The 20,469-nt window shown below is 67.9% G+C and carries 15 protein-coding genes; 7 read left to right on the top strand and 8 right to left on the bottom strand.

Annotated features, from left to right (window positions below; translation table 11 throughout):
• Positions 1-444: 444 nt before the first annotated feature.
• The 3 genes from FZ029_RS07320 to FZ029_RS07310 are packed head-to-tail and all read right to left on the bottom strand — an operon-like array spanning position 445 to position 5,402.
• The gene (locus tag FZ029_RS07320) at positions 445-1,797 is read right to left on the bottom strand and encodes an SEL1-like repeat protein (RefSeq protein WP_149268653.1); all 1,353 of its coding nucleotides are present in this window, start codon (positions 1,795-1,797) and stop codon (positions 445-447) included.
• 2 nt (positions 1,798-1,799) lie between these two features.
• A complete protein-coding gene (locus FZ029_RS07315) occupies positions 1,800-3,233 on the bottom strand; it encodes an HlyD family type I secretion periplasmic adaptor subunit (RefSeq protein WP_149268652.1) in 1,434 nt (477 codons plus the stop codon).
• Positions 3,234-3,245: 12 nt separating this feature from the next.
• Positions 3,246-5,402, bottom strand: coding sequence for a peptidase domain-containing ABC transporter (locus FZ029_RS07310; protein ID WP_149200289.1), 2,157 nt, complete (start codon positions 5,400-5,402; stop codon positions 3,246-3,248).
• Between the two features lie 360 nt (positions 5,403-5,762).
• Here FZ029_RS07310 and FZ029_RS07305 point away from each other — a divergent pair, with 360 nt between their 5' ends.
• The 3 genes from FZ029_RS07305 to FZ029_RS07295 all read left to right on the top strand — a co-directional run bounded on the left by FZ029_RS07305 (position 5,763) and on the right by FZ029_RS07295 (position 9,740).
• The gene (locus tag FZ029_RS07305) at positions 5,763-7,733 is read left to right on the top strand and encodes a tetratricopeptide repeat protein (protein WP_149268651.1); all 1,971 of its coding nucleotides are present in this window, start codon (positions 5,763-5,765) and stop codon (positions 7,731-7,733) included.
• Between the two features lie 98 nt (positions 7,734-7,831).
• The gene (locus tag FZ029_RS07300) at positions 7,832-9,028 is read left to right on the top strand and encodes a glycosyltransferase family 4 protein (RefSeq protein ID WP_149268650.1); all 1,197 of its coding nucleotides are present in this window, start codon (positions 7,832-7,834) and stop codon (positions 9,026-9,028) included.
• Positions 9,029-9,053: 25 nt separating this feature from the next.
• Positions 9,054-9,740 carry a formyltransferase family protein gene (locus tag FZ029_RS07295; protein ID WP_149268649.1) on the top strand — a complete coding sequence of 229 codons (687 nt, stop codon included), beginning with the start codon at positions 9,054-9,056 and terminating at the stop codon, positions 9,738-9,740.
• A 111-nt stretch (positions 9,741-9,851) separates the two neighbouring features.
• Here the strand turns inward: FZ029_RS07295 and FZ029_RS07290 are convergent, their stop codons facing one another.
• Positions 9,852-11,663 (bottom strand): tetratricopeptide repeat protein, encoded by a 1,812-nt coding sequence (locus tag FZ029_RS07290; protein WP_247892187.1) that lies wholly within the window; start codon positions 11,661-11,663, stop codon positions 9,852-9,854.
• Positions 11,664-11,850: 187 nt separating this feature from the next.
• Here FZ029_RS07290 and FZ029_RS07285 point away from each other — a divergent pair, with 187 nt between their 5' ends.
• Positions 11,851-13,470, top strand: coding sequence for a tetratricopeptide repeat protein (locus FZ029_RS07285; protein ID WP_149268647.1), 1,620 nt, complete (start codon positions 11,851-11,853; stop codon positions 13,468-13,470).
• 26 nt (positions 13,471-13,496) lie between these two features.
• On the opposite strand, the gene FZ029_RS07280 is transcribed toward FZ029_RS07285, so the two are convergent.
• From FZ029_RS07280 to FZ029_RS07270, 3 genes are read right to left on the bottom strand one after another with little or no spacing between them, the layout of a single operon-like run.
• Positions 13,497-14,417, bottom strand: coding sequence for a class I SAM-dependent methyltransferase (locus tag FZ029_RS07280; protein WP_149268646.1), 921 nt, complete (start codon positions 14,415-14,417; stop codon positions 13,497-13,499).
• A complete protein-coding gene (locus FZ029_RS07275) occupies positions 14,410-15,168 on the bottom strand; it encodes a class I SAM-dependent methyltransferase (protein WP_149268645.1) in 759 nt (252 codons plus the stop codon). Before FZ029_RS07275 ends, FZ029_RS07280 begins: the two co-directional genes overlap by 8 nt.
• A 55-nt stretch (positions 15,169-15,223) precedes the next feature.
• On the bottom strand, positions 15,224-17,173 hold the full coding sequence (locus FZ029_RS07270) for a tetratricopeptide repeat protein (RefSeq protein ID WP_149268644.1): 1,950 nt from the start codon (positions 17,171-17,173) through the stop codon (positions 15,224-15,226).
• Between the two features lie 326 nt (positions 17,174-17,499).
• On the opposite strand from FZ029_RS07270, the gene gmd reads away from it, so the two are divergent.
• From gmd to FZ029_RS07255, 3 genes are read left to right on the top strand one after another with little or no spacing between them, the layout of a single operon-like run.
• The gene (gene gmd, locus FZ029_RS07265) at positions 17,500-18,555 is read left to right on the top strand and encodes a GDP-mannose 4,6-dehydratase (protein WP_149268643.1); all 1,056 of its coding nucleotides are present in this window, start codon (positions 17,500-17,502) and stop codon (positions 18,553-18,555) included.
• Between the two features lie 45 nt (positions 18,556-18,600).
• The gene (locus tag FZ029_RS07260; RefSeq protein WP_149268642.1) at positions 18,601-19,596 is read left to right on the top strand and encodes a GDP-mannose 4,6-dehydratase; all 996 of its coding nucleotides are present in this window, start codon (positions 18,601-18,603) and stop codon (positions 19,594-19,596) included.
• Positions 19,597-19,633: 37 nt separating this feature from the next.
• Positions 19,634-20,062 (top strand): hypothetical protein, encoded by a 429-nt coding sequence (locus FZ029_RS07255; RefSeq protein ID WP_149200278.1) that lies wholly within the window; start codon positions 19,634-19,636, stop codon positions 20,060-20,062.
• A 212-nt stretch (positions 20,063-20,274) separates the two neighbouring features.
• Here the strand turns inward: FZ029_RS07255 and FZ029_RS32925 are convergent.
• Positions 20,275-20,469, bottom strand: a 195-nt coding sequence (locus tag FZ029_RS32925) for a hypothetical protein (protein WP_188051847.1), incomplete at its 5' end; no start/stop codon positions are given.

Raw genomic sequence — 20,469 nt, 5'->3', positions numbered from 1 at the left:
TATTCTCTCAGAATACGGGACCGGGGCCGCTGTCCAGCGCCAGTTCCCCGCCCCTTCTGCTCTCCTATCACCTCGCCGACAGCGACGGGAGGATCGTCCTCTTCGACGGCCCGCGTTCGCCTTTGCCGAACCGCCTTGCCCAAGGGGAATCCTGCACGGTCGAAGCGCGGGTGGTTCTGCCCGATTATCCGGGCGATTGGAGCATAGTCTTCGATCTGGTTGTCGAGGGGCGTCAATGGCTTGGCATCGACCATTCCCACCCCTGCATCGTGACGTCTGCCGAACCGGCGGCTGAAGCCGGGCAGCCCCGGGGACAAGAGTCGCCCTGATCGACTTTGTCCGGCGACGGATCGTGACCGGTCGCCGGAGGACCCCGCCTCCAGCACCGGTTGAAGCAAAACTGGACGGGGGCCGAAGCCACCCTGCCCCGACCGGTCCTGTCGATCAGCCCGTCGCCATCAGCTTGGGGTTCTTCTTCCAGTCTTCCATGATGACCTGAGCCTTATGGCGATCCTCGCTGGTCAAGACGCCTCCCAATTCATGGGCTTTGGCCTCCAGCGCGTCGCGGTCGGGGCCGGGCTGGGTGGTGGCGGCAGCCATGATGTACCAGACATAGCCCTGGATCGGGTTGTAGGCCTTGCCGTCACGGTTGGCGTAAAGGGCGCCCAGATTGGTCATGGCGCCGGTGTGGCCCTGGGCCGCGGCCTTGCGCAGCCAGTCCACGCCTTCGACCAGTTCGGGCCGGCCGCCCCAGCCATGGACAAGCATCAGGCCGAGATTGACCTGGGCGCCGACATTGCCCTGCATCGCCGCCTTGCGGTACCAGACCGCGGCTTCGGCATGGTCGGGCGCGCCGGCCAGCCCGTTGGAATGGATCAGGCCCAGGTTGAACTGGGCATTGACGTTCCCCTGCTCCGCCGACAGCCGGCACCATTTCAGGGTTTCGCGGTAGTCCTGCGGCACCCCGTGTCCACGGGCGTAAAGCAGGCCCAGATTGACCTGGGCGACCGGATGCCCCTGTTCGGCGGCCTGACGGTAGAACCCCGCGGCACGGGCCGGATCGGCCTCGACCCCGGAGCCATGCTCGTAGATGATCGCGAGTGCCAGCTGGGAATTGACGAAGCCTTGCTCGGCGGCCCGCCCGTACCAGGCGACCGCTTGGCTCATGTCGCGCTCCACCCCCTGGCCGTTGGCGTAGAGGGAGGCGAGGGCATGCTGGGCGACGGCATAGCCCTGCTCGGCCGACATCCTGTACCAGGCGGCGGCGGCGGCATGGTCCTGCGGCACCCCCTGCCCGAAGGCATTGAGCAGGCCCATGTGATGCTGCGCCTCGGCATGTCCGGCCTCGGCGGCCAGCCGGTACCAGTGCAGCGCCTGGGAGATGTCCGGACCGATGCCCAGCCCATTGGGATAGAGCAGGGCCAGATTGGCCTCGGCCGCCGCCGGGTTGGTTTTTGCCACGGTCTTGTACCAGCGCACCGGCAAGGCGCTGTCCTGCGGCGCTCCTTCGCCGTTCGCATAGCACAGGCCAAGCGAGAACTGGGCTTCGACATGGCCCTGCTCGGCTGCCTTGCGGAACCAGTGGGCCGCGTCGCCGAAATCGCGCACCACCCCCTGGCCGCGGGCGTAGAGCTGGCCCATGCGGTATTGCGCCTCTGCATGGCCGCGTTCGGCCAGCGGCATCCAGTCCGCGACGGCGGCGGCATAGTCCTCCGCCTCGAAGGCGGCGAGGCCGCGCTGGAAGTCCGGCTTGCGGGAGGTGGTGGATTTGCTTCGCTTCAGCAGATTGCCGAACAAGATCAAGGCTCCCGCAGGCTTTCGTCGACCCCACGCAAGATGGGACGCAGGAAATAGGTGATGATGCGGCGCTCGCCGACCTTGATGTCGGCCGACAGCGGCATGCCGGGGATCAGGCGGAAGTTGGACGGCACATTGTCCAGCGTGGTCGTCAGCAGCTTGATGCGCGCCCGATAGAAGAGTGCGCCGTTCGCGTTGTCCTTGTTGGAGAAGGAGTCCTCGCTGATCGTCTCCACCTCTCCGTCAAGCGCGCCGTGCTGCATGTAGGGATAGGCCTCCAGCTTGACGCGCACCTTGTCGCCGACCTGAACGAAGGCGAGGTCGCGCGCATCGATGTTGGCCTCGACCTCCAGCGCGGAACCGACCGGCACCAGGGTGAAGAGCGGCTCGGCTTCCTTGGCGATGGAACCGGCGGCGGCCTTGGGCGAGACCTCCAGCACGATGGCGTCGACCGGCGAGTCGAGTTGGACCAGCGACTGGCGCTTGCGCGCCTTGATCAGCTGCTCGCGCAGCGCCTCACGCTCGTTGCGCTGGGTGGTCAGCTCCTCGATGATCTTGCCGTTCCATTGCTGGATGAAGACGTCGCGCTCGGCCAGCAGGGCCTGCAGGTCGTGGCGGTTGCCCTGCAGCTCGTTCTGGTTCAGGACCAGGTTGCGTTCGATGTCGATGCGGTCGCTGGTGGCCTGGAGCAGGTTCAGCTTGCTGCCGACCTGGGTGGCCAGCAGCGAGGAGCGCATGTTCTCGATCTCGCGCACCACCTTCAGCCGCTCGTTCAGGTGGACGCGGTCCATCTCATACTTGGTGACGTTGGACTGCAGACGCGCGAGCTTCTCTTCGTAATTCAGCATCTGGGACTGGTACTGCGCCTGCCGCTCGCGCAACAGCGACTGCTGCAGCGTGCCATAGCCATAGCGATCCGCAGTCGGCACGAAGGGCTTGCCGTCATGCTCGGCCTCCAGCCGGGCGATCTCCGCGTCGGCGTTGGCAAGACGGGATTCTAATTGCTGGACGTCGGCCTGGGTGAAGGTCGGGTCCAGTGTCGCCAAGACCTCGCCCTTGCGGACGACGTCGCCCGGACGCACCAGCACCTTCTTGATCACCGCCATTTCCAGCGGTTGAACCATCACATTGGATTCGACCGAGATGATCTTGCCCTGGGCGACGACGATCTTGTCCAGGTAGGACAGCGTCATCCAGACGATCAGGCCGATGAAGAACAGTGCCAGCAGATGCAGGGTGATGCGCGCCAGAAAGGGATCGGGGGCGTTCTGGATCGCCTCGGTATCCTTCTGGAAGGCACCGATGGCCGCCTTCCCCCGCGCCTTCGCCCGCTTGTCGAGCGGCTGGGCCGGTCCCCGCGGCACCGCATCGTTGGCGGGAACGCGTGCCGTCTCAATTTTCGCGAGCTTCTGTGCGGTCGGCTTCTGTGCGGACAAGGGCGCGCGCTCCTAGATGTGCCGGTTCTGCTGGTGCCAGAGATGCTGGTAGATGTCGCAACGCTCCAGCAGTTCATCGTGCTTGCCGCTGTCGACCACCTTGCCGCGGTCCATCACCAGGATGGTATCGGACGGCACCAGCGACGACAGGCGGTGCGAGATGATGATCACGGTACGGCCGCGCGCGATGTTCATCAGGTTGGCCTGGACGATCGCCTCGCTCTCGGCGTCGAGCGCCGAGGTCGCCTCGTCCATGATCAGGATCTTCGGATTGGTCAGCAGGGCGCGGGCGATGGCCAGACGCTGGCGCTGACCGCCGGACAGGTTGGACGAGCCTTCCTCCAGCATCGTGTCCAGGCCCTTGGGCAGCCGCTCCACGAACTCGTCGGCGCCGGCCAGATGGATGACCTTCAGGATCTCTTCGGTCGTCGCTCCCGGCTTCGCGGCGGAGACGTTCTCGCGGATGGTGCCGGTGAACAGGAAATTGTCCTGCAGCACCACGCCGATCGAAGCGCGCAGGTGGTCGAGATCGTATTCGCGCAGGTCGTGGCCGTCGATGCGGATCAGCCCTTCCTGCGCCCGGTGCAGACCCTGCAGCAGCCGGGTCACCGTGGTCTTGCCCGAACCGCTGCGGCCCATGACACCGAGGATGATGCCTTCGGCCGCGGTGAAGGAGACGCCGTCGAGCGCCGGCGGGGCCGAGGCGGCATAGCGGAAGCGCACGTCCTGGAACTCCACCGTGCCGCGCAGCGGCGTCCGCAGGCCGCGGCCGGTGCGCCCTTCCTCCGGCGGATGGTTCATGATCGAGCCCAGCATCTGGACCGAGATCGACACTTCCTGGAACTGCTGCACCAGCTGAGCCATCTGCAGCAGCGGCTGGGTGACGCGGCCGGCCAGGAGGTAGAAGGCGATCAGCGCGCCCATCATCAGATCGCCGTTCAGCGCCAGATAGGTGCCCAGGCCCAGCAGGCAGGCCATCATCAGCTGGTTGAGCGGCATGGCGACCGTCTGGCCGATGATCATGATGCGGCCGACGTCGAAGCGCTGTTCGGCGGCGCGGGCGACGCGGTGGTCCCACTCCTGCTTCTGGCGGGCATCGAGCGCCAGCGACTTCACGGTCCGCATGCCATGGATGTTTTCGATCAGGAAGGACTGCTGGCGGATTTCCGCCTGATAGAGGTCCTTCAGCCGGCCTTTGATCAGCGGGATCATGATGCCGATGTTGATCGCCATCAGCACGGCGAAGACCAGGACCAGGAAGGTCAGCGGCACGCTGTACATGAACATGATCGGCAGGAAGATCACCAGCGAGACCATGTCGATCAGCGTCATGAAGAGCTGGCCGGTCAGGAAGTTGCGGATGCGCTCCGCCTGCTGGACGTTCTTGACGATCTCGCCCGACGACACCCGCTCGAAATAATGCATCGGCAGGCCGACGAGCTTGTTGAAGACCTGAACGTTCATCTTCGCGTCGATCTTCTTCGTCGCGTAGAGCATCAGGTACTGGCGCAGGTAGGAGAAGGCGGTCTCGAACAGGATGACGCCGACCATGCCGATCATCAGGACGCTGAGCGTGCCCAAGCTGCGGTGGACCAGCACACGGTCGACCACCAGCTGGAAGAAGATCGGCACGGCAAGCGCGAACAGGCTCATCAGGATCGCCGCGATGCCGATGTCGCGGAAGATGCGGCGATGGCGCAGGATCTCCACCAGGAACCACTTCAGGCCGAAGGGCTGCTCGGTGTCGGCCAGGCCGTAATCCCGCTTCAGCAGCACGATCTCGCCGGCCCAGGCCTGGCTCAACCGGATGCGGTCGACCGGCAGGATGACCTCCTGCCCGGCCAGCGGATCCTGCAGGATGGCGACGTCGGTGTCGCCCTGCTTGCCGAAGCCGAGCACCACCATCGAATTGCCGTTGCGCAGGCGCAGGATGGCGGGGAAGGCGTCGTGGAGCTTGCCCAGATCCTCCCAGTCCAGCGTCGTCGCTTCGGCCTTCAGGCCGATGGACTTGGCAACGCGCAGAAGGCGGGCGGTGTCCAGCTCCTCGTTCCCGATGACGTTGCTGTGCTGAAGCCGCTCGGCTGAAACGTCGAGACCACGCTGGCGCGCGACGGCGGCCAGGGAATGCAGCCCGGTGTGAGCGCAGGGGACTTCCGCAGCAAGGGTCATGGGAACCGCCGTGAAAAATGTGAAACACGTCGCGAAAGCAAGGTCTTCATACCGTTCGATCACCCGGTCTCGATCGACCATGCGCTCCTTGGCCCCGGGGCGCGACGAAGCGCGTGCGTCCGCCACTTGCGGACGATGTAAACCCACGCGATTCCGCTGGAATAGCAGAAGAGGCCCAACAGCAGCAAGCCATCTGTCCCAGGGGGCATCCGCCATCCATCATATGTCTCCGGCCGATGTGTCCATTGCGGCACATCCGTCCAGGGATGAGATGCCGCTTGCGGATACCGTATGGTCATTGCTATCGACCCGCGGGACGGTTCTTTGCCGACAGAGATCTAACGCCAGGCGGTCAGCCCGATGAAAAAGCCTTCACGCAAGCAGGCCAAGGCCAGACACCCGGCCTCTCCGGCCCCCTCCCTGCGACATGCGGCGCCGGCCGCAGCGGCAGCGGACGCCGGCTTCGCCCGTGCGCTGACCCTGCACCGGGAAGGCCGGACCGCCGAGGCGGAGGCCGGATACCGCACCGTGCTGGCCGCCGATCCGGGCCACCCGAACGCCAACAACAACCTCGCCATCATCCTGCGCGCCCGCGGCGACTGGGAGGAGGCGCTGGGCTGCTACCGCCGGGCGCTCGCCCGCAACGCCGCCGATCCGTTCGTCCACAGCAACCATGGCTGCCTGCTGCTGGACATGGGCCGGCCTGCGGAGGCGGAAGAGGCGCTGCGCACCGCCATCCGGCTGAAGCCCGACTATGCCGAGGCCCATTTCAACCTCGCCAACATCCTGCGCAACCGCGGCGACCGCGAGGGCGCACGCGCCGCCTACGGCGAGGCGCTGCGCCTGAAGCCGGACATGGCGGCGGCGCTGTGCAACCTGGGCGATCTGCACAAGGGAGCGGTCGAACTGGCCCGCGCCGTGGAGTGCTTCGTCGCCGCGCTGAAGGCCGATGCGAAGTCGGCCGAGGCCTGGAACAATCTGGGCGAGACGCTGAAGGAGATGGGGCGCATCGAGGAGGCGATCGGCGTCTTCCAGAAAGGGCTGGAGGCGCACCCCACCCACGCCCTGATGCATTCCAACCTGCTGCTGGCCCTGCACTACACCCCGGCCGTCCCACCCCAGACCATCTTCAGGGCGCATGTGGCGTGGGCGCAGCGCCATGCCGATCCGCTGCTGCCCGCCGGCAAGCGCCACGCCAACCCGCGCGATCCCGAACGCCGCCTGCGCGTCGGCTACGTCTCGCCCGATTTCTGCGCCCATTCCGTCGCCTTCTTCGCCGAGCCGCTGATCCGCGAGCATGACCGCAAGCAGTTCGAGGTGTTCTGCTACCATGCCGCCGCAAGGTCGGATGTGGTCACCGAACGGCTGAAGGGGCTGGCCGAGGGCTGGCGGTCGCTGGTCGGGGTGGACGACGCCCGCGCCGCCGCGCTGATCGAGCAGGACGGCATCGACATCCTGGTCGATCTGACCGGCCACACCGCCAACAACCGGCTGACCCTGTTCGCCCGCAAGCCGGCGCCTGTCCAGGTCAGCTGGCTGGGCTATCCCGACACCACCGGCATGCGCGCCATCGACTGGCGCTTCAGCGACGCCGTCGCCGAACCGCCGGGCGAGGCCGACCGGCTGAGCGCCGAGCGCATCGTCCGGCTGCCGCACGGCTTCCACAGCTACCGCCCGCCGGTGGACGTCGCCCCGCCGGCCGAACCGCCTCTGCTCGCCAACGGCCATGTCACCTTCGGGTCCTTCAACAACACCTCCAAGGTGACGGGGGATGTGGTGCGGGTCTGGTCGGAGATCCTGAAGCGGGTCCCGAACTCCCGCCTGATCGTCAAGAGCGCCCAGATGGGCGACGAGGAAACGCGCCGGCGCTACCTGAACACCTTCGTCCAGTTCGGGATCGATGCCGGCCGCGTCGAGCTGCTGGCCCGCATCGACGCCGCCGATGGGCATCTGCGCGCCTACGACCGCATCGACATCGGCCTTGATCCCTTCCCCTACAACGGCACCACCACCACCTGCGAGGCGCTGTGGATGGGCGTGCCGGTGGTGACGGTGACGGGTGCCAGCCATGTCGCCCGCGTCGGCGCCAGCCTGCTGACCCATTGCGGGTTGAGCGAACTGGTAGCATCCGACGAGGCCGGCTACATCGCCACCGCGGTGGCGCTCGCCGGGGACCCGGAGCGCTTGGGCGGGCTGCGCCGGACCATGCGCGACCGGCTGAACGCCGCCCCGCTGACCGACTACAAGGGCTTCGCCCGCGGGGTCGAGACAGCCTACCGCGCGATGTGGCGCGACTGGGTGGCGCGCGGAGCCTCGCAGTCCTCGACTTGACAAGCGCCGGCCCGGCACGGGATCGTCCGCCCGGCAGCCGTCCCGGCGCTTGCCGACAGGGACCGCCGATGCGGGCGGCCAGAACAGGGTTTCCCATCATGATTCCGAACTTGGCTTTCACCTGGCAGCTCACGGAGGTCCACGGCTGGGGACTGGTGGGTGTCCACACCGCCCTCTACCTCGCCGATCAGGGCCGGCCGCCGCTGCTGCTTGAAAAGCCTTTGATGGGGACCCTGCGTCCGGAGAACCGCGCCAAGCTGCAATCGTTGGAGGGGCCCTACCAGCAGGTCGCCGCCATGGCCGACAATGCCAAGGGCCACATGCTGCTGCTGAAGGAGTTCGACGTCCTGCACGCGCTGGGCAACGGCTTCACCGCCGGCGGCCCGTCGGGGCGCTTCCGCGGCCGGCGCAACATCGGCGTCATCGCCTATGAGGAAACCCGCTTCACGCCCGAGGTGATGGCCCGCGCCCGCCAGTACGACCGCATCGTCGTGCATTCGACCTACAACAGGCAGCTTCTGGAGATCTGGGGCTTCGACAATGTCGGCCTCGCCTTCCAGGGCATCGACCCGACCGAGATGGTGGAGGCGGAGCCGAGCGGCCGGTTCGGCGACCGCTTCGTCATCTTCTCCGGCGGCAAGCTGGAGTTCCGCAAGGGCCAGGACATCGTTCTGGCCGCCTTCCGCGCCTTCCGTCAGCGCCATCCCGACGCGCTGCTCGTCACCGCCTGGCAGAACGCCTGGCCGGAGGTCGGCATGACCATGGCGGAATCGCCCCTGGCGCCGAAGCCGCCGCGGGTCCTGCCCAACAACATGGTCGACGTGAAGAGCTGGGCCTTGGAGAACGGCGCGGACGAGGAGGGCTTCGTCGACCTGGGCTTCCTTGGCCGCCACCAGATCGCGGGGATCCTGGCCGACTGCCATGCCGCCGTCTTCCCCAACCGCTGCGAGGGGGCGACCAACCTCGTCGCCATGGAGGCGATGGCCTGCGGCGTTCCGGTGGTGCTGTCCAACAACACCGGCCACCGCGACCTGCTGAAGAGCCCGACCCAGGGCGATGATTTGTGCCTGACGCTGGACCGGCAGGTTCCGGTCGCCGACCGCGACGGCAGCCGCTTCGGCTGGGGCGAATCCTCGGTCGACGAACTGGTGGAAGCGCTGGAGCGCCTCTATACCGACCGCGCCGCCGCCAAGGCCCGCGCCGCCCGCGCCAAGGCCTTCATCCGCACCGAACGCACCTGGCGTGCCTTCGCCGAGGCGTTCGTCGATGCCACCCAGGACGCCGCCGCCCGGTAAGGCATCCGACGAAGAGCCCCGCCACATGCCCGCCACCCTGGCCCTGCTGTGCCCGCAGGAAGATGCCCGCCACCTCGGCGCCATCCTCGCCACCTCCAACCGGGATCTGGTGGTGGTCACGGCGGCCGACGCGGCGGGGCTGGAGCGGGCGATGGCCGAAACCGGAGGAGTCGACCGCATCGTCGCCTTCCGGACCAACAGCATCGTGCCAGCGGCCCTGCTGCAGCGGGTTCCGGGTCCCTCCTACAACTTCCACCCCGGCCCGCCCGGCTATCCGGGCCGGCATCCCTTCGCCTTCGCGCTGTATGACGGGGCGGCGCAGTATGGCGTCACCGCGCACGAGATGACGGAACGGGTGGACGCCGGGCCCATCGTCGGCGCTTTGTCCTTCCCGCTGCCGGAACTGCCGGATGCGGACTGGCTGATCGACCGGACCTATACGGCACTGATCCAGCTGTTCGTGATGCTGGCCCCGCAGCTGGCGCTGACCGGCACGCCGCTGCCCCGTACAGGTCTGGCCTGGGACCAGAGCAGGCGCTGCACGCGCAAGGCGCTGGATGCGCTGCGCGCCCTGCCGCAGGACATCGGGAGCGAGGAGATGGAGCGCCGCATCCGGGCGCTGCGCAGCGTCCGGCACGAGGGCATCCACCCCCATCTGACCCTGCACGGCCGCCGCTTCGCGCTGGAGGACAATTATACAAACGGCTTTTGATCCTGACCTGTCAGGATCAAAAGCTTCGGCGGCATGTGCCGCCGCCGCGCCAACCAGCGGTCATGATCAGTCGGCGCGGATACCAGCGGTCATGATCAATGACCGCTGGTATTAGCCTCCCACCCCATCCAGGACATCCAGGAGCCGGGACGCGGCGGCATCCCAGGTGAAGGTTTCCGTCAGGTGGCGGGCGGCGTCCCGGCGCTCGCCCTCGGGATTGCGGACGACACGGGACAGGATCTCCGCCGCCGCATCCTCGTCCGGGTGCCACCAGTCCAGCCCGTGGAAAGCCGGGTAATAGGCGCTGCTGTAGGGCATCAGCGCCGGACCGGTGGTGCAGGGGATCAGGTGGGCGACCTCGTCGTTCAGATAAGCGGTATAGGCGCTGTGCCTGGGTGCGATCAGGCCGGCGCCCAGGCAGCCCGCCCGGGTGATCGGCAGGTCCCAGCCCTCGCCGTGCGACAGGCTGAAATAATGGGTCGCCATGGCGTAGAGGCAGGCGATGCCCTGCTCGTCGTAGCGGTCGGTGAGCAGCGCGATGGGTGCCGCCTCCTCCATCCGGCGGCCGGTGGCGTGCATGCCCTGCTCCAGCAGCCGGCGGACCTCGCCGATCAGGGACGAGCCGCCCTTGCCCACCTTCAGGATCAGGATCGCGTCGTCGTCGGCGCGGGTGGCGCGCAGCCAGACCCGCAGAAGCCCGTCCAGGTTCTTGCGCGCGACGAAGTCGGAGATGTTGAGCACACGGACCCGATAATCCATCACCCCCCGGCCGCGCGGCCCCATGATGGGCAGCGGCCGCGCTCCGGCGTCCGCCGGGTTGGGGGCGATGCCGGGCGGACAGACGCGGATGCGGTCCTCCGGGTGACCGGAGGCGACCCAGGCCAGCCGGGAGGATTCGGTCGGCACGATCACCAGATCATGCGCCCGGCTGCAGGCGGCGAAGACGGGCGGAATCCGCGGCCCTTCGAACATGGTGTAATTGACGGTCGGCACGCCGGGAATCGGCTCGACCAGCGGCGGGGTCAGCACGCTGAGCGCCAGACGGGGCTGCAGCGGCGCATCCAGACGCCGCGCCGCCGCCTGCAGGATCGGGTCGGCGAAGGAGGGGCGCCAGCTCTCCTCGCCCATCAGCCCGGCCAGCCGCAGCGTCTGCCCGCGTTCCATCAGGCTGCGCACGAAATGCTGGGCGAAGTCGCCGTAGCCCGACAGCACGGAGAAGGGCGCGCGCACCAGCAGCCCGTGGGGAAGCTGCGGCTGGCCGGCCTCTTCGGCGATCCGGCGGTAGAGACGGGCACGGGCCAGGGTGTTCGCCGCGTCGCCGGTCACGGCACCGCCTTCCGCCAGCACCGCCTCCGCCAGATCCGGCCGGCCGGACGACAGCCGGGCCGCGGCCAGATGGCCACGGGCGTCGGCATGGCCGGGCTGCTGCGCCAGCACATCGGACAGGATCGCGGCGGCCTCGGCATGAGCGCCGTTCGACATCAACGACACCGCCAGCAGCACCCGGCGGTTGGGGTCGTCGGGGGCGAGCCGGACGGCGCGGCGCAGATGGCGCAACGCCCCGTCATGATCGCCCAAACCATGCAACAGGCTGCCCAGCCGGTCCTGCACCTCCAGCTGGTCCGGCAGCAGCGCCGCAACCATGCGGAACTGGGCGACGGCGTCCATCCGGGCACCCTTCGCCTGGAGCACCACCGCCAGATTGACGCGAGCCTGGAAGAAGAAGGGGTCGAGCGCCACCAGACGCGACAGCCGCTCCTCCGCCTCGTCCAGCCGGCCCAGCTCGTACAGGATGACGCCGGCAAGGTTGAGCGCCCCGCTGTCGCCGGGACCCTCGCGCAGAACCTGTTCGGCCAGGGCCAGGGCGTCGTCGCGACGACCGGCCCGGTAATGCTCTATGGCGCGCGCGATGTCTTGACCCATGAAGCGGCTATCCAATGGCTTTGCAGGAGGGGGCGGGCGAACGGGACGGTCTTCCGGTTCGCGGCCATAGCACGGCATGTTTTTTCGGGTCAACCGGCGGCAGTCCGCTTGCCTGGGGCGGCTTCCGGAATTGCAATCGGCACCGCCGAACGGTCATAAAGGCGCCCTGCCCTTCGCGAGCCGTTCCATGATCCAGCCGCAGCCCTTTCTCATCCCCGGCGTCCAGGCCCACCAGTCCGACCGGCTGGACGAAGCCCGGCAACTCTACCGCAAGGCGCTCGCCGTCGATCCCGCCCAGTATGACGGGCTGCAACTGCTGGGGCTGGTGGAGAAGCGGTTCGCTCGGACCGGCGACGCGGTGGCGCTGATGCGCCGGTCCCTGCGGCTGGCCCCCGGCTTCACCGCGGTCCGGCAGAACCTGTGCCGCACATTGCAGGGGATCGGCGACCATGCCGGCGCCCTGGTCCTGCTTCGGCAGCTGGCTGCGGAACTTCCCGACGACGCCGAGACCCTGTACCAGCTGGGCGGCACGCTGCTGCGGCAGGAGCGGCGGCAGGAGGCCGCCGGACCGCTGCGCCGGGCCGCGATGCTGCGCCCGGACCATCTGGAAACCCGCATCGCCCTCAGCGAGGCGCTGCTGCTCGATCCCGCCTCGCAGGGGGCGGAGTTCGAGGAGTCGCTGCGCAACGCCCGGGCCTCGGTCATGCTGGGGCCCGGCAACCCGGTGGCCCATCTGCAGGTCGCGCTGGTGCAGGAGGAGATGGCCCACGCGACGGAGTCCCTGGCGGCCTGCCGCCGGGCGCTGCGCGTGCAGCCGACCATGACCGACGCCCGCCACATCGCCGGCATCAACCGGTTGCGGCTCGGCGATTTCGTCGGCGGCATGGCCGATTTCGAAGCGCGCAAGAACAATGTCTGGTTCCAGGCCGACGGCAGCCCGATCCCGATCTGGGACGGACGGCCGCTGCCCGACGACACGGTGGCCCTGGCAGCCGAAGGCGGCTGGGGCGACATGATCCATTTCGTCCGCTTCGTGCCGCAGGTCGCCCGCATCTGCGGCGAGGTGGTGGTGGTCTGCCCGCCGCGGCTGCAGCGCCTGCTGTCGACCGTGCCCAACCCCGGCAACATCCGCTTCAACCCGGAGCGCATGCCCGCCATCAGGGCGCGGTCGATGTTCCTCAGCCTGCCCCATCTGCTGGGGTCGACCGCCGACGCCGTGCCGAACCGCCCCTACCTGTCGGCCGATCCCGAGCGGGTGCGGCTGTGGACGGACCGGCTGGCCGGTCTGGGCGGCCTGCGCGTCGGGCTGTGCTGGAGCAACGGCGACGCCACCCGCGACGCCGACCCCAAGCGCTCCGTCCCCTTCGAGTTCGTGCGCCCGCTGGCCGCCATCCCCGGCGTCACCCTGGTGGACCTGCACAAGCAGGACAACGCCGCCAAGCGTCTGGCGGATGCCGACGAGGCGCTGCTCCACCGGCTGGGTCCGGATTTCGACGCCGGGCCTGACGCCTTCCTCGACACCGCGGCGGTGATGAAGACGCTGGATCTGGTGATCGCCATCGACAGTTCCGTCCTGCATGTCGCCGGCGCGCTGGGCGTCCCGAGCTGGCTGCCGGCGCCCTACCGGATGGACTGGCGCTGGATGGACGACGCCGAGAAGAGCATCTGGTACCCGTCCCTGCGGATCTACCGCCAGGACCGCCAATGGGACTGGGCCGGTTCGATGGCCCGCATCGCCCGCGACCTCGCCCGCGCCGCCGAGGCGAAGGCCGCCGGGCTGCCCATGGATCTGCTGCCGGCGGGGTGATGAGAGCAGCCGGCGGGCGGCCCCGTTCAGCGCTTGCGCGCCGCGAAGATGATCGGGGTTTCCCAATGCAGGCGCCGGGCGAGCCAGATCGCCGGCTCCAGCAGGCCGGAGCGGTGGACGAAGGTGACGATGCGCTTGGCGACCGACAGCGCCGCCCAGTCGCCGAAGCCCAGAGTGCGCAAGCGCTGCTCGAACACGCCCCAGCCCCAGTCCAGCACCTCCAGCCTGCCGGGATGGCGGCGGAGCCAGCGGTCGAACCAGGGGCGGTCGATCAGGTTGAGGGTGTCGACATAGGACGGGTCGCGGCCGAACAGCCGGACATAGAGCTTGGCCAGCCCGGCCGGCATCCGCGGCAGCCACAGGATGCCGTAATGCCCTTCCCACCAGGAGCCGTAGTTCGGCACGACGATCAGCAGCAGCCCGCCCGGCTTCAGCACGCGCAGCGCCTCGTCCAGCACCGCCGCCGGGTCGCCGACATGCTCCAGCACGTTGGAGGAATAGACGATGTCGAAGCTGGCGTCGGGGAAGGGGATCGCCTCGCCGGTGGCGTCCTGCACCGCGTCGGCCGGCAGGCCGTAATGGTCGATCAGCCGGCGGCAGACGTCGAGCGTGGAGCTGTATTCGCCCATGCTGGGTTCGATACCGTGGATGTCCAGCCCATGGGCGGTGCGCCCGCGCACCACGGTCATGCCGCAGCCGGACCCGACCTCCAGGATGCGGGCCTTGTCGGCATCGATGCCGGCGGCCGCGGCGCTGCGCCGCAGTTCCGCCACCTGCTCGTCGGCGCGCGCCTCCGACAGCATGTCGCGCACGACGTCGGCAACCGGCACGCGGGTGACGCCGCCGATGAAGCCGCTGTCGATGTAGCCGCGGGACAGCAGCCGGCCCAGTTCCTCCCGGTCGGGGGGAGCCGTCCCGTCCTGCCGACCCGCCGCCGCCTCAGGCATTCTTCGTCGCCCGGATCACGAAGATCGTGGCACTCTTCATCCGGCCCAGACGGTCCTGGATGCATTCGGCCTTGAAGCCGTTGCGCTCGAACAGCGCGACGATCTCCTCGATCGAATAGAAGGTCTTGTAGGGCGGATAGTACCAGTCCTCGACCTGGGCCTGGATCGACACGTTGTCGGCGCGGCGGTTGATCTCCTGCCCCTTCAGCAGGCAGGCGACCTTGGTCAGTCCGGTGAAGAAGCCGCCGACCAGCTTGCGCCGGGCCGGGGTATCCATGTAGGCGCGGCAGAAATGGCGCACGCCCTCATGCACCGGCGACAGCCAGGTCTTCAGGTAGAGGCCGAGATAGACGGTGCCGCCCGGCTTGGTGACGGCCATCAGGTTGCGCATCACCTTCATCGGGTCGGGCGCCATCATCGCGACACCCCAGCACCAGACCAGATCGAACGGGCCGAGGTTCGTGTCCAGCTCCTGGAGATCCTGGTGATGGAACTCGATGTTGTCGCGGCCGAAGCGCTGGGCCTGCTGACGGGCGGTGGCGAGGCTGTCCGACGACACGTCGACCGACACCACCTGCTCCGCCATTTCCGACAGGATGACGGAGCAGATGCCGTGGCCGCAGCCGGCGTCCAGCGCCCGGCCGATCTGCCGCTCGGTCAGGGTCTCCAGCATGTACTTCTTGGTCTCGTCGTAGATCGGCACGAAACGGGGCCAGAAGTCGTCGTAGAATTCCTTGGTCGCGAGATCCATGGGGCTGCCCTCCCGCCCTTTCGAGGGCGTCCTTTGGTCGTGATGATGGTGGTCTTTAAGGGGTGCCGGACGAACTCGTCCAGGGGGAATAGGGCCTGATCCGCCGCGCCGCCGCATCCGGCTCGACGAACAGGCGGGCGTTGCGGTTCAGCAACGCCGCGAGTTGGCTGTAGCCGCTCTGGGCGCTGACGCCCAGCACGTCGGCGTTCATCAGCACGTGGAAGTCCTGCAGGAACTCCAGCCCCTTCCACGGCTCCACCGCCCCCTCCCTCGCCAGATCGTCGAGCGAGACCGGGGCGAACTCCGCGAAGTCGGCGATGGTCGCCGGATCGTCGGTGGCGATGTAGAGCACCGGCCGGTCCAGCGTCGGCCACAGCGCCTTCAGCCAGTCGACGTACCAGGCGGTCTCGGTGATGGTGTAGCGGAACCAGACGAAGTCGCCGCGGCGGATGTGCAGCGCCACCACCGTGTTGCCGCGGGCCTTCAGCGCCTGCATCACCGGATCGACATGGCCCAGCCATTCCGGCCGCGGCCGCAGCCAGGACCGCACCCGCTCGCGCCACTCCTCGCGATGCTCGAACAGGAACAGCGGCGAGAGGATGTCGACGTCCGGACGCGGATCGTCGCGCCGTCCGGTCACCAGATCGTTCAGGATGCGCCGGGCGAAATGCATCGGCTTCAGCCCGCCGCTGGGCTTGGGATCGTCAAGGTCGAAGTAATAGCCGCCGACCCAGTCCGGCGTCTCCAGCCGGTAGCCGAACTTCTCGGCGTAGAGCCGCAGCAGCACATATTCCAGCACGTTGTGGGCGAAGCGCCCGTGGGTGGCCAGCGTGGAGGAGCAGATGCGCGGCGCGGCGGGATCGGGGTTGGCCGGCCGCTCCAGCCGCTTTCCCTGCCGGGCCAGGACCTGCTGCAGCCCGGCGATCGACTTCACGGTGAAGAAGCGGCTGCCGTGGCCATGGACGCCAGCCAGAACCTCCACCGCACGGTCGACCTCGCCGGCGGCCAGCCAGCTTTCGGCGATGGCGGTCAGGCATTCGATGCGGAAGGCGTTGGGATCGGCGATGTGGGGATAGCGGTAGTCGGCGAAGAAGCGCCGCGATTCCTCGTAACGTCCCTGGCGGACCAGCAGCGCCGACAGCATGTCGATGGCGCCGGCCACGTCGCTGCCCGGCCTGGTCAGCGCCAGCCGCAGCACCTGCTCCGCCTCGGCCTCGCGGCCCAGGCCGGTCAGCACGTCGGCCAGCCGGGTCAGCGACAGGTTGACGCCGGCGCGCGCCGCACGGACATAGCTGTCGACCGCCGCATCGGCCAGGCCGGCGGCATGCTGGGCATTGCCATGGTTGTAGAGGGCGCCGCCCTGCTCCGGCTCGATCGTGAGCGAGCGGCGGAAGCAGACCAGCGCCTCGTCCAGCCGGCCGAGTTCGACCAGCAGGTTGCCGAGATTCATGTGGGCGGCGGCGAAGTCCGGCTGCAGGGCGAGCGCGTTGCGTTGGCTGTCCACGGCAAGAGCCAGGGCGCCGGCATCGGACGCCCCGCCCTGGCGCAGCGCGATGCCCAGGTCGTGGTAGAGGTTGGGGCGCTGGGGGGTAAGGCGCAGGGCGCGGCGGAAGGACGCAGCCGACACCGCCCAGTCGCGCGGACCGCCGCGTCCGCACAGCAAGGTGGCAAGGCCATGATGCGCCGGTTCCAATGCCGGGTCGATCGCCAGAGCCCGGCGCTGCGCCGCCGCCGCCTCGTCGATCCGGCCCAGTTCGGACAGGGTGGAGGCGAGATTGCAGCAGGCGTCGGCCATCTGCGGCGCGATCTCCAGCGCGCCGCGGATGAGTTCCAGCGCCTTGTCCCGGCGTCCCTCCCGCCGTTCGATCAGCCCCAGCAGATGCAAGGCGGTGGCGTTGCGCGGATCGACCTCCAGTATCCGAAGATACAGAGCGCGCGCTTCGCCCAGACGGTCGGAGCGCTGGAGTCCAACAGCGATCTGCAATGCTTCGGCGACGGTTGCCATGGTGATCCACGCGATGAGGCCGGGGCGATGCGGCCTGGACGATGCGGCCGGGAAGCCGTTTCAACCCGACCGCTCCACCCGGGAACATCCCCATGGAACATTCCCATGGAACCGCCGCGGGAAAGGCCCAGCCTGTTCGGGGCGCACCCTATCGCCCCAGATTGAGCGCATCAACAGCGTTCGTGCCATGTCACGCACATCTTCGATCGGTCTCGATATTGTCCTTGGAACCCTCAAAAGGCGAAAAACCAAGGGCCTTGCCTTCGTTGGATGACTTGACGATAGTGCCCGATCATCAACCCCCGTACAGATCAAGGGTCGGTCCTTTGCGCAAAGTTGCCCTCATCACCGGCGCCACCGGCCAGGATGGCGCGTATCTTGCCGAGCTTCTGCTGGGGAAGGGCTATGTCGTCCACGGCGTCAAGCGCCGGTCCTCGTCGTTCAACACGGGGCGGGTGGAGCATCTCTACCGCGACCCGCATGAAGAGGATGTCAGCTTCTTCATGCATTACGGCGACCTGACCGACAGCACCAACCTGATCCGTCTGGTCCAGCAGATCCAACCGACCGAGATCTACAATCTGGCCGCCCAGAGCCACGTCCATGTGAGCTTCGAGACGCCGGAATACACCGCCAACGCCGACGGCATCGGCACGCTGCGCCTCTTGGAAGCCATCCGCATCCTGGGCCTGGAGAAGACCGCGCGCTTCTATCAGGCCTCCACCTCGGAGCTGTACGGCAAGGTGCAGGAGACGCCGCAGCGCGAGACCACGCCCTTCTACCCGCGCAGCCCCTATGCCGCCGCCAAGCTGTACGCCTACTGGATCACGGTGAACTACCGCGAAGCCTACGGCATGCATGCCAGCAACGGCATCCTGTTCAATCACGAGGGCCCGACCCGCGGCGAGACCTTCGTCACCCGCAAGATCACCCGCGCCGTCGCCGCCATCGAGCATGGCCGGCAGGACTGCCTGTATCTGGGCAACCTGGACGCCAAGCGCGACTGGGGCCATGCGCGCGACTATGTCGAGGGCATGTGGCGCATCCTGCAGCAGGACGAGGCCGACGATTACGTCCTGGCCACCGGTGAGACCCATTCGGTGCGCGAGTTCGTCGAGCTGGCCTTCGGCCATATCGGCCGCGGGATCGAGTGGCGCGGCGAGGGCGTGGACGAGGAAGGCATCTGCCGGAAGACCGGCAAGGTGGTGGTCCGCATCGATCCGCGCTATTTCCGCCCGACCGAGGTCGACCTGCTGTTGGGCGACCCCAGCAAGGCGCGCGCGAAGCTGGGCTGGACCCACACCACCGCCTTCCGCGATCTGGTGCGGGACATGGTCGAATCGGACATGCGGCTGGCAGCCAACGGCGACGATCACCATTGATCCCGCTTCCGCGACCGCTGCACCGCGACCGATAGGGCGCTGTTCATGATCATCGGAACGACGACCCGGAGCGAACCGAAGACCGCGCTGGTCTTCGGCGTTTCGGGTCAGGACGGCGCCTATCTCGCCCAGCTTCTGCTGGACAAGGGCTATACGGTCCACGGCACTTCGCGCGACCGGGAGATGGCGAGCTTCGCCAACCTGCGGCGGCTCGGCATCTTCGGCCGGGTCATCCTTCATTCCGCCGTGCTGACCGACTTCCGCAGCGTGGTCGAGGTGATCGCCCGGGTCCGCCCGGCCGAGATCTACAACCTCGCCAGCCAGGCCTCGGTCGGGTTGTCCTTCGACCAGCCGGTCGAGACGCTGAACAGCACCATCAACAGCACCATCAACATCCTGGAAGCCATCCGCTTCCTCAAGCTCGACGCGCGTTTCTACAATGCGTCGTCCAGCGAATGCTTCGGCAACACCGGCACGCCGGCCGACGAATCGACTCCCTTCCATCCCCGCAGCCCCTATGGCGTGGGCAAGGCGGCGGCCTACTGGGCGGTCGCCAACTATCGCGAGGCCTACGGGCTGTTCGCCTGCTCCGGCATCCTGTTCAATCATGAATCGCCGTTGCGCCCGGTCCGCTACGTCACCCAGAAGATCATCCGCGGCGCCGCCGACATCGCCGAAGGCAAGACCGACAGCCTGGAACTGGGAACGCTGTCGATTGCCCGCGACTGGGGCTGGGCGCCGGAATATGTCGATGCCATGGCCCGCATGCTGGCCCATGACCAGCCGGAAGACTTCGTGATCGCCACCGGCGAGCCGCACCGGTTGGAAGACTTCGTCGAACAGACCTTCTCCTATTTCGGGCTGGACTGGCGCCGGCATGTCCACGGCAACGCCGCCCTGCTGCGCCCCTCCGACATCGCCTTCAGCGTCGGCAACCCCGCCAAGGCGGAGCGCCTGCTGGGCTGGCGCGCCGAACGCCGGATGGCCGAGGTGGTCATCGGGCTGGCCGATGCCGAGATGGCGCGCCGCGCCGCCGACTGATCCTGATTTTCGACCCCGTTTCTTCCGGAGACCCCCCATGTCGGCCAAAAGCAGGCTGGTCATCAATGTCGAGGTCGACGACCGCACCGTCCTGTTTCCCGACGGCAAGTTCCTGTCCCATATCGCCCTGACCGAAGAAGGGTCGGCACAGGACGGCGCAGTCCGGATGGAGGGCGTCTTCCTGTTCAACGAAAGCAGGCTGGGGCCGGAGATCGCCACCCTGCCGGAGGAAGACGCGCGCGAGCTGGCACGGTCGATCCTGGACGCGGTGTTCCAGGGGCGGACCCAGCATGTCCTGTCGGAGACCGCGAAGGTCGCCGTGGTGTTCAACCCGAACGGTTTCGTCCTGCGTTTCGGCGAAGGTGACGCCCTGCGCGAGCTGTTCATCGGCTCGCCCGCCATAATCCGGCTGGCTCAAGGCATCCTGCGCCTGGTGGACCGGCTGTCGGCCCAACCCGCCCACTGATCCCGTCCCCCGCCCTCCCCTTGCGACGGCGGGAGGGGCTGTAAAGCAAAAAGGCGGCAACCGGTCTCCCCGGTTGCCGCCTTTTCTTTTGTCCAACGGGCCCGACAGGCCCGGCATGGCTGGGGCGAAGAACCGATCCCCGCATCATCCTCAAAAGAAAAGGGCGCCCTTTCGGGCGCCCTTCCCTTTTACCGCGATGCTTTGCCGCCGGATCAACCGAGGTTGATGTCGGAGAGCGAGAGCACCGTGCTGTTGTAGACGCCGAGCAGGCGAACCTCGGTCGAAGCCACCTGGCCGTCGCCGTTGGTGTCGACCACCTGGTACAGAGCGGAGCTGGTGCCGTTGTTGGCCAGAACCAGCGTGCTCGCACCAGCCGACGAGTTCGTCAGCGTACCCAGAGCCGTGCG

The sequence above is a fragment of the Azospirillum sp. Sh1 genome (assembly GCF_008365135.1).
GTDB classification, from domain to species: domain Bacteria; phylum Pseudomonadota; class Alphaproteobacteria; order Azospirillales; family Azospirillaceae; genus Azospirillum; species Azospirillum oryzae.
The sequence above is the reverse complement of the archived record's forward strand: the minus strand, read 5'-3'. Positions and strand labels throughout refer to the sequence as shown.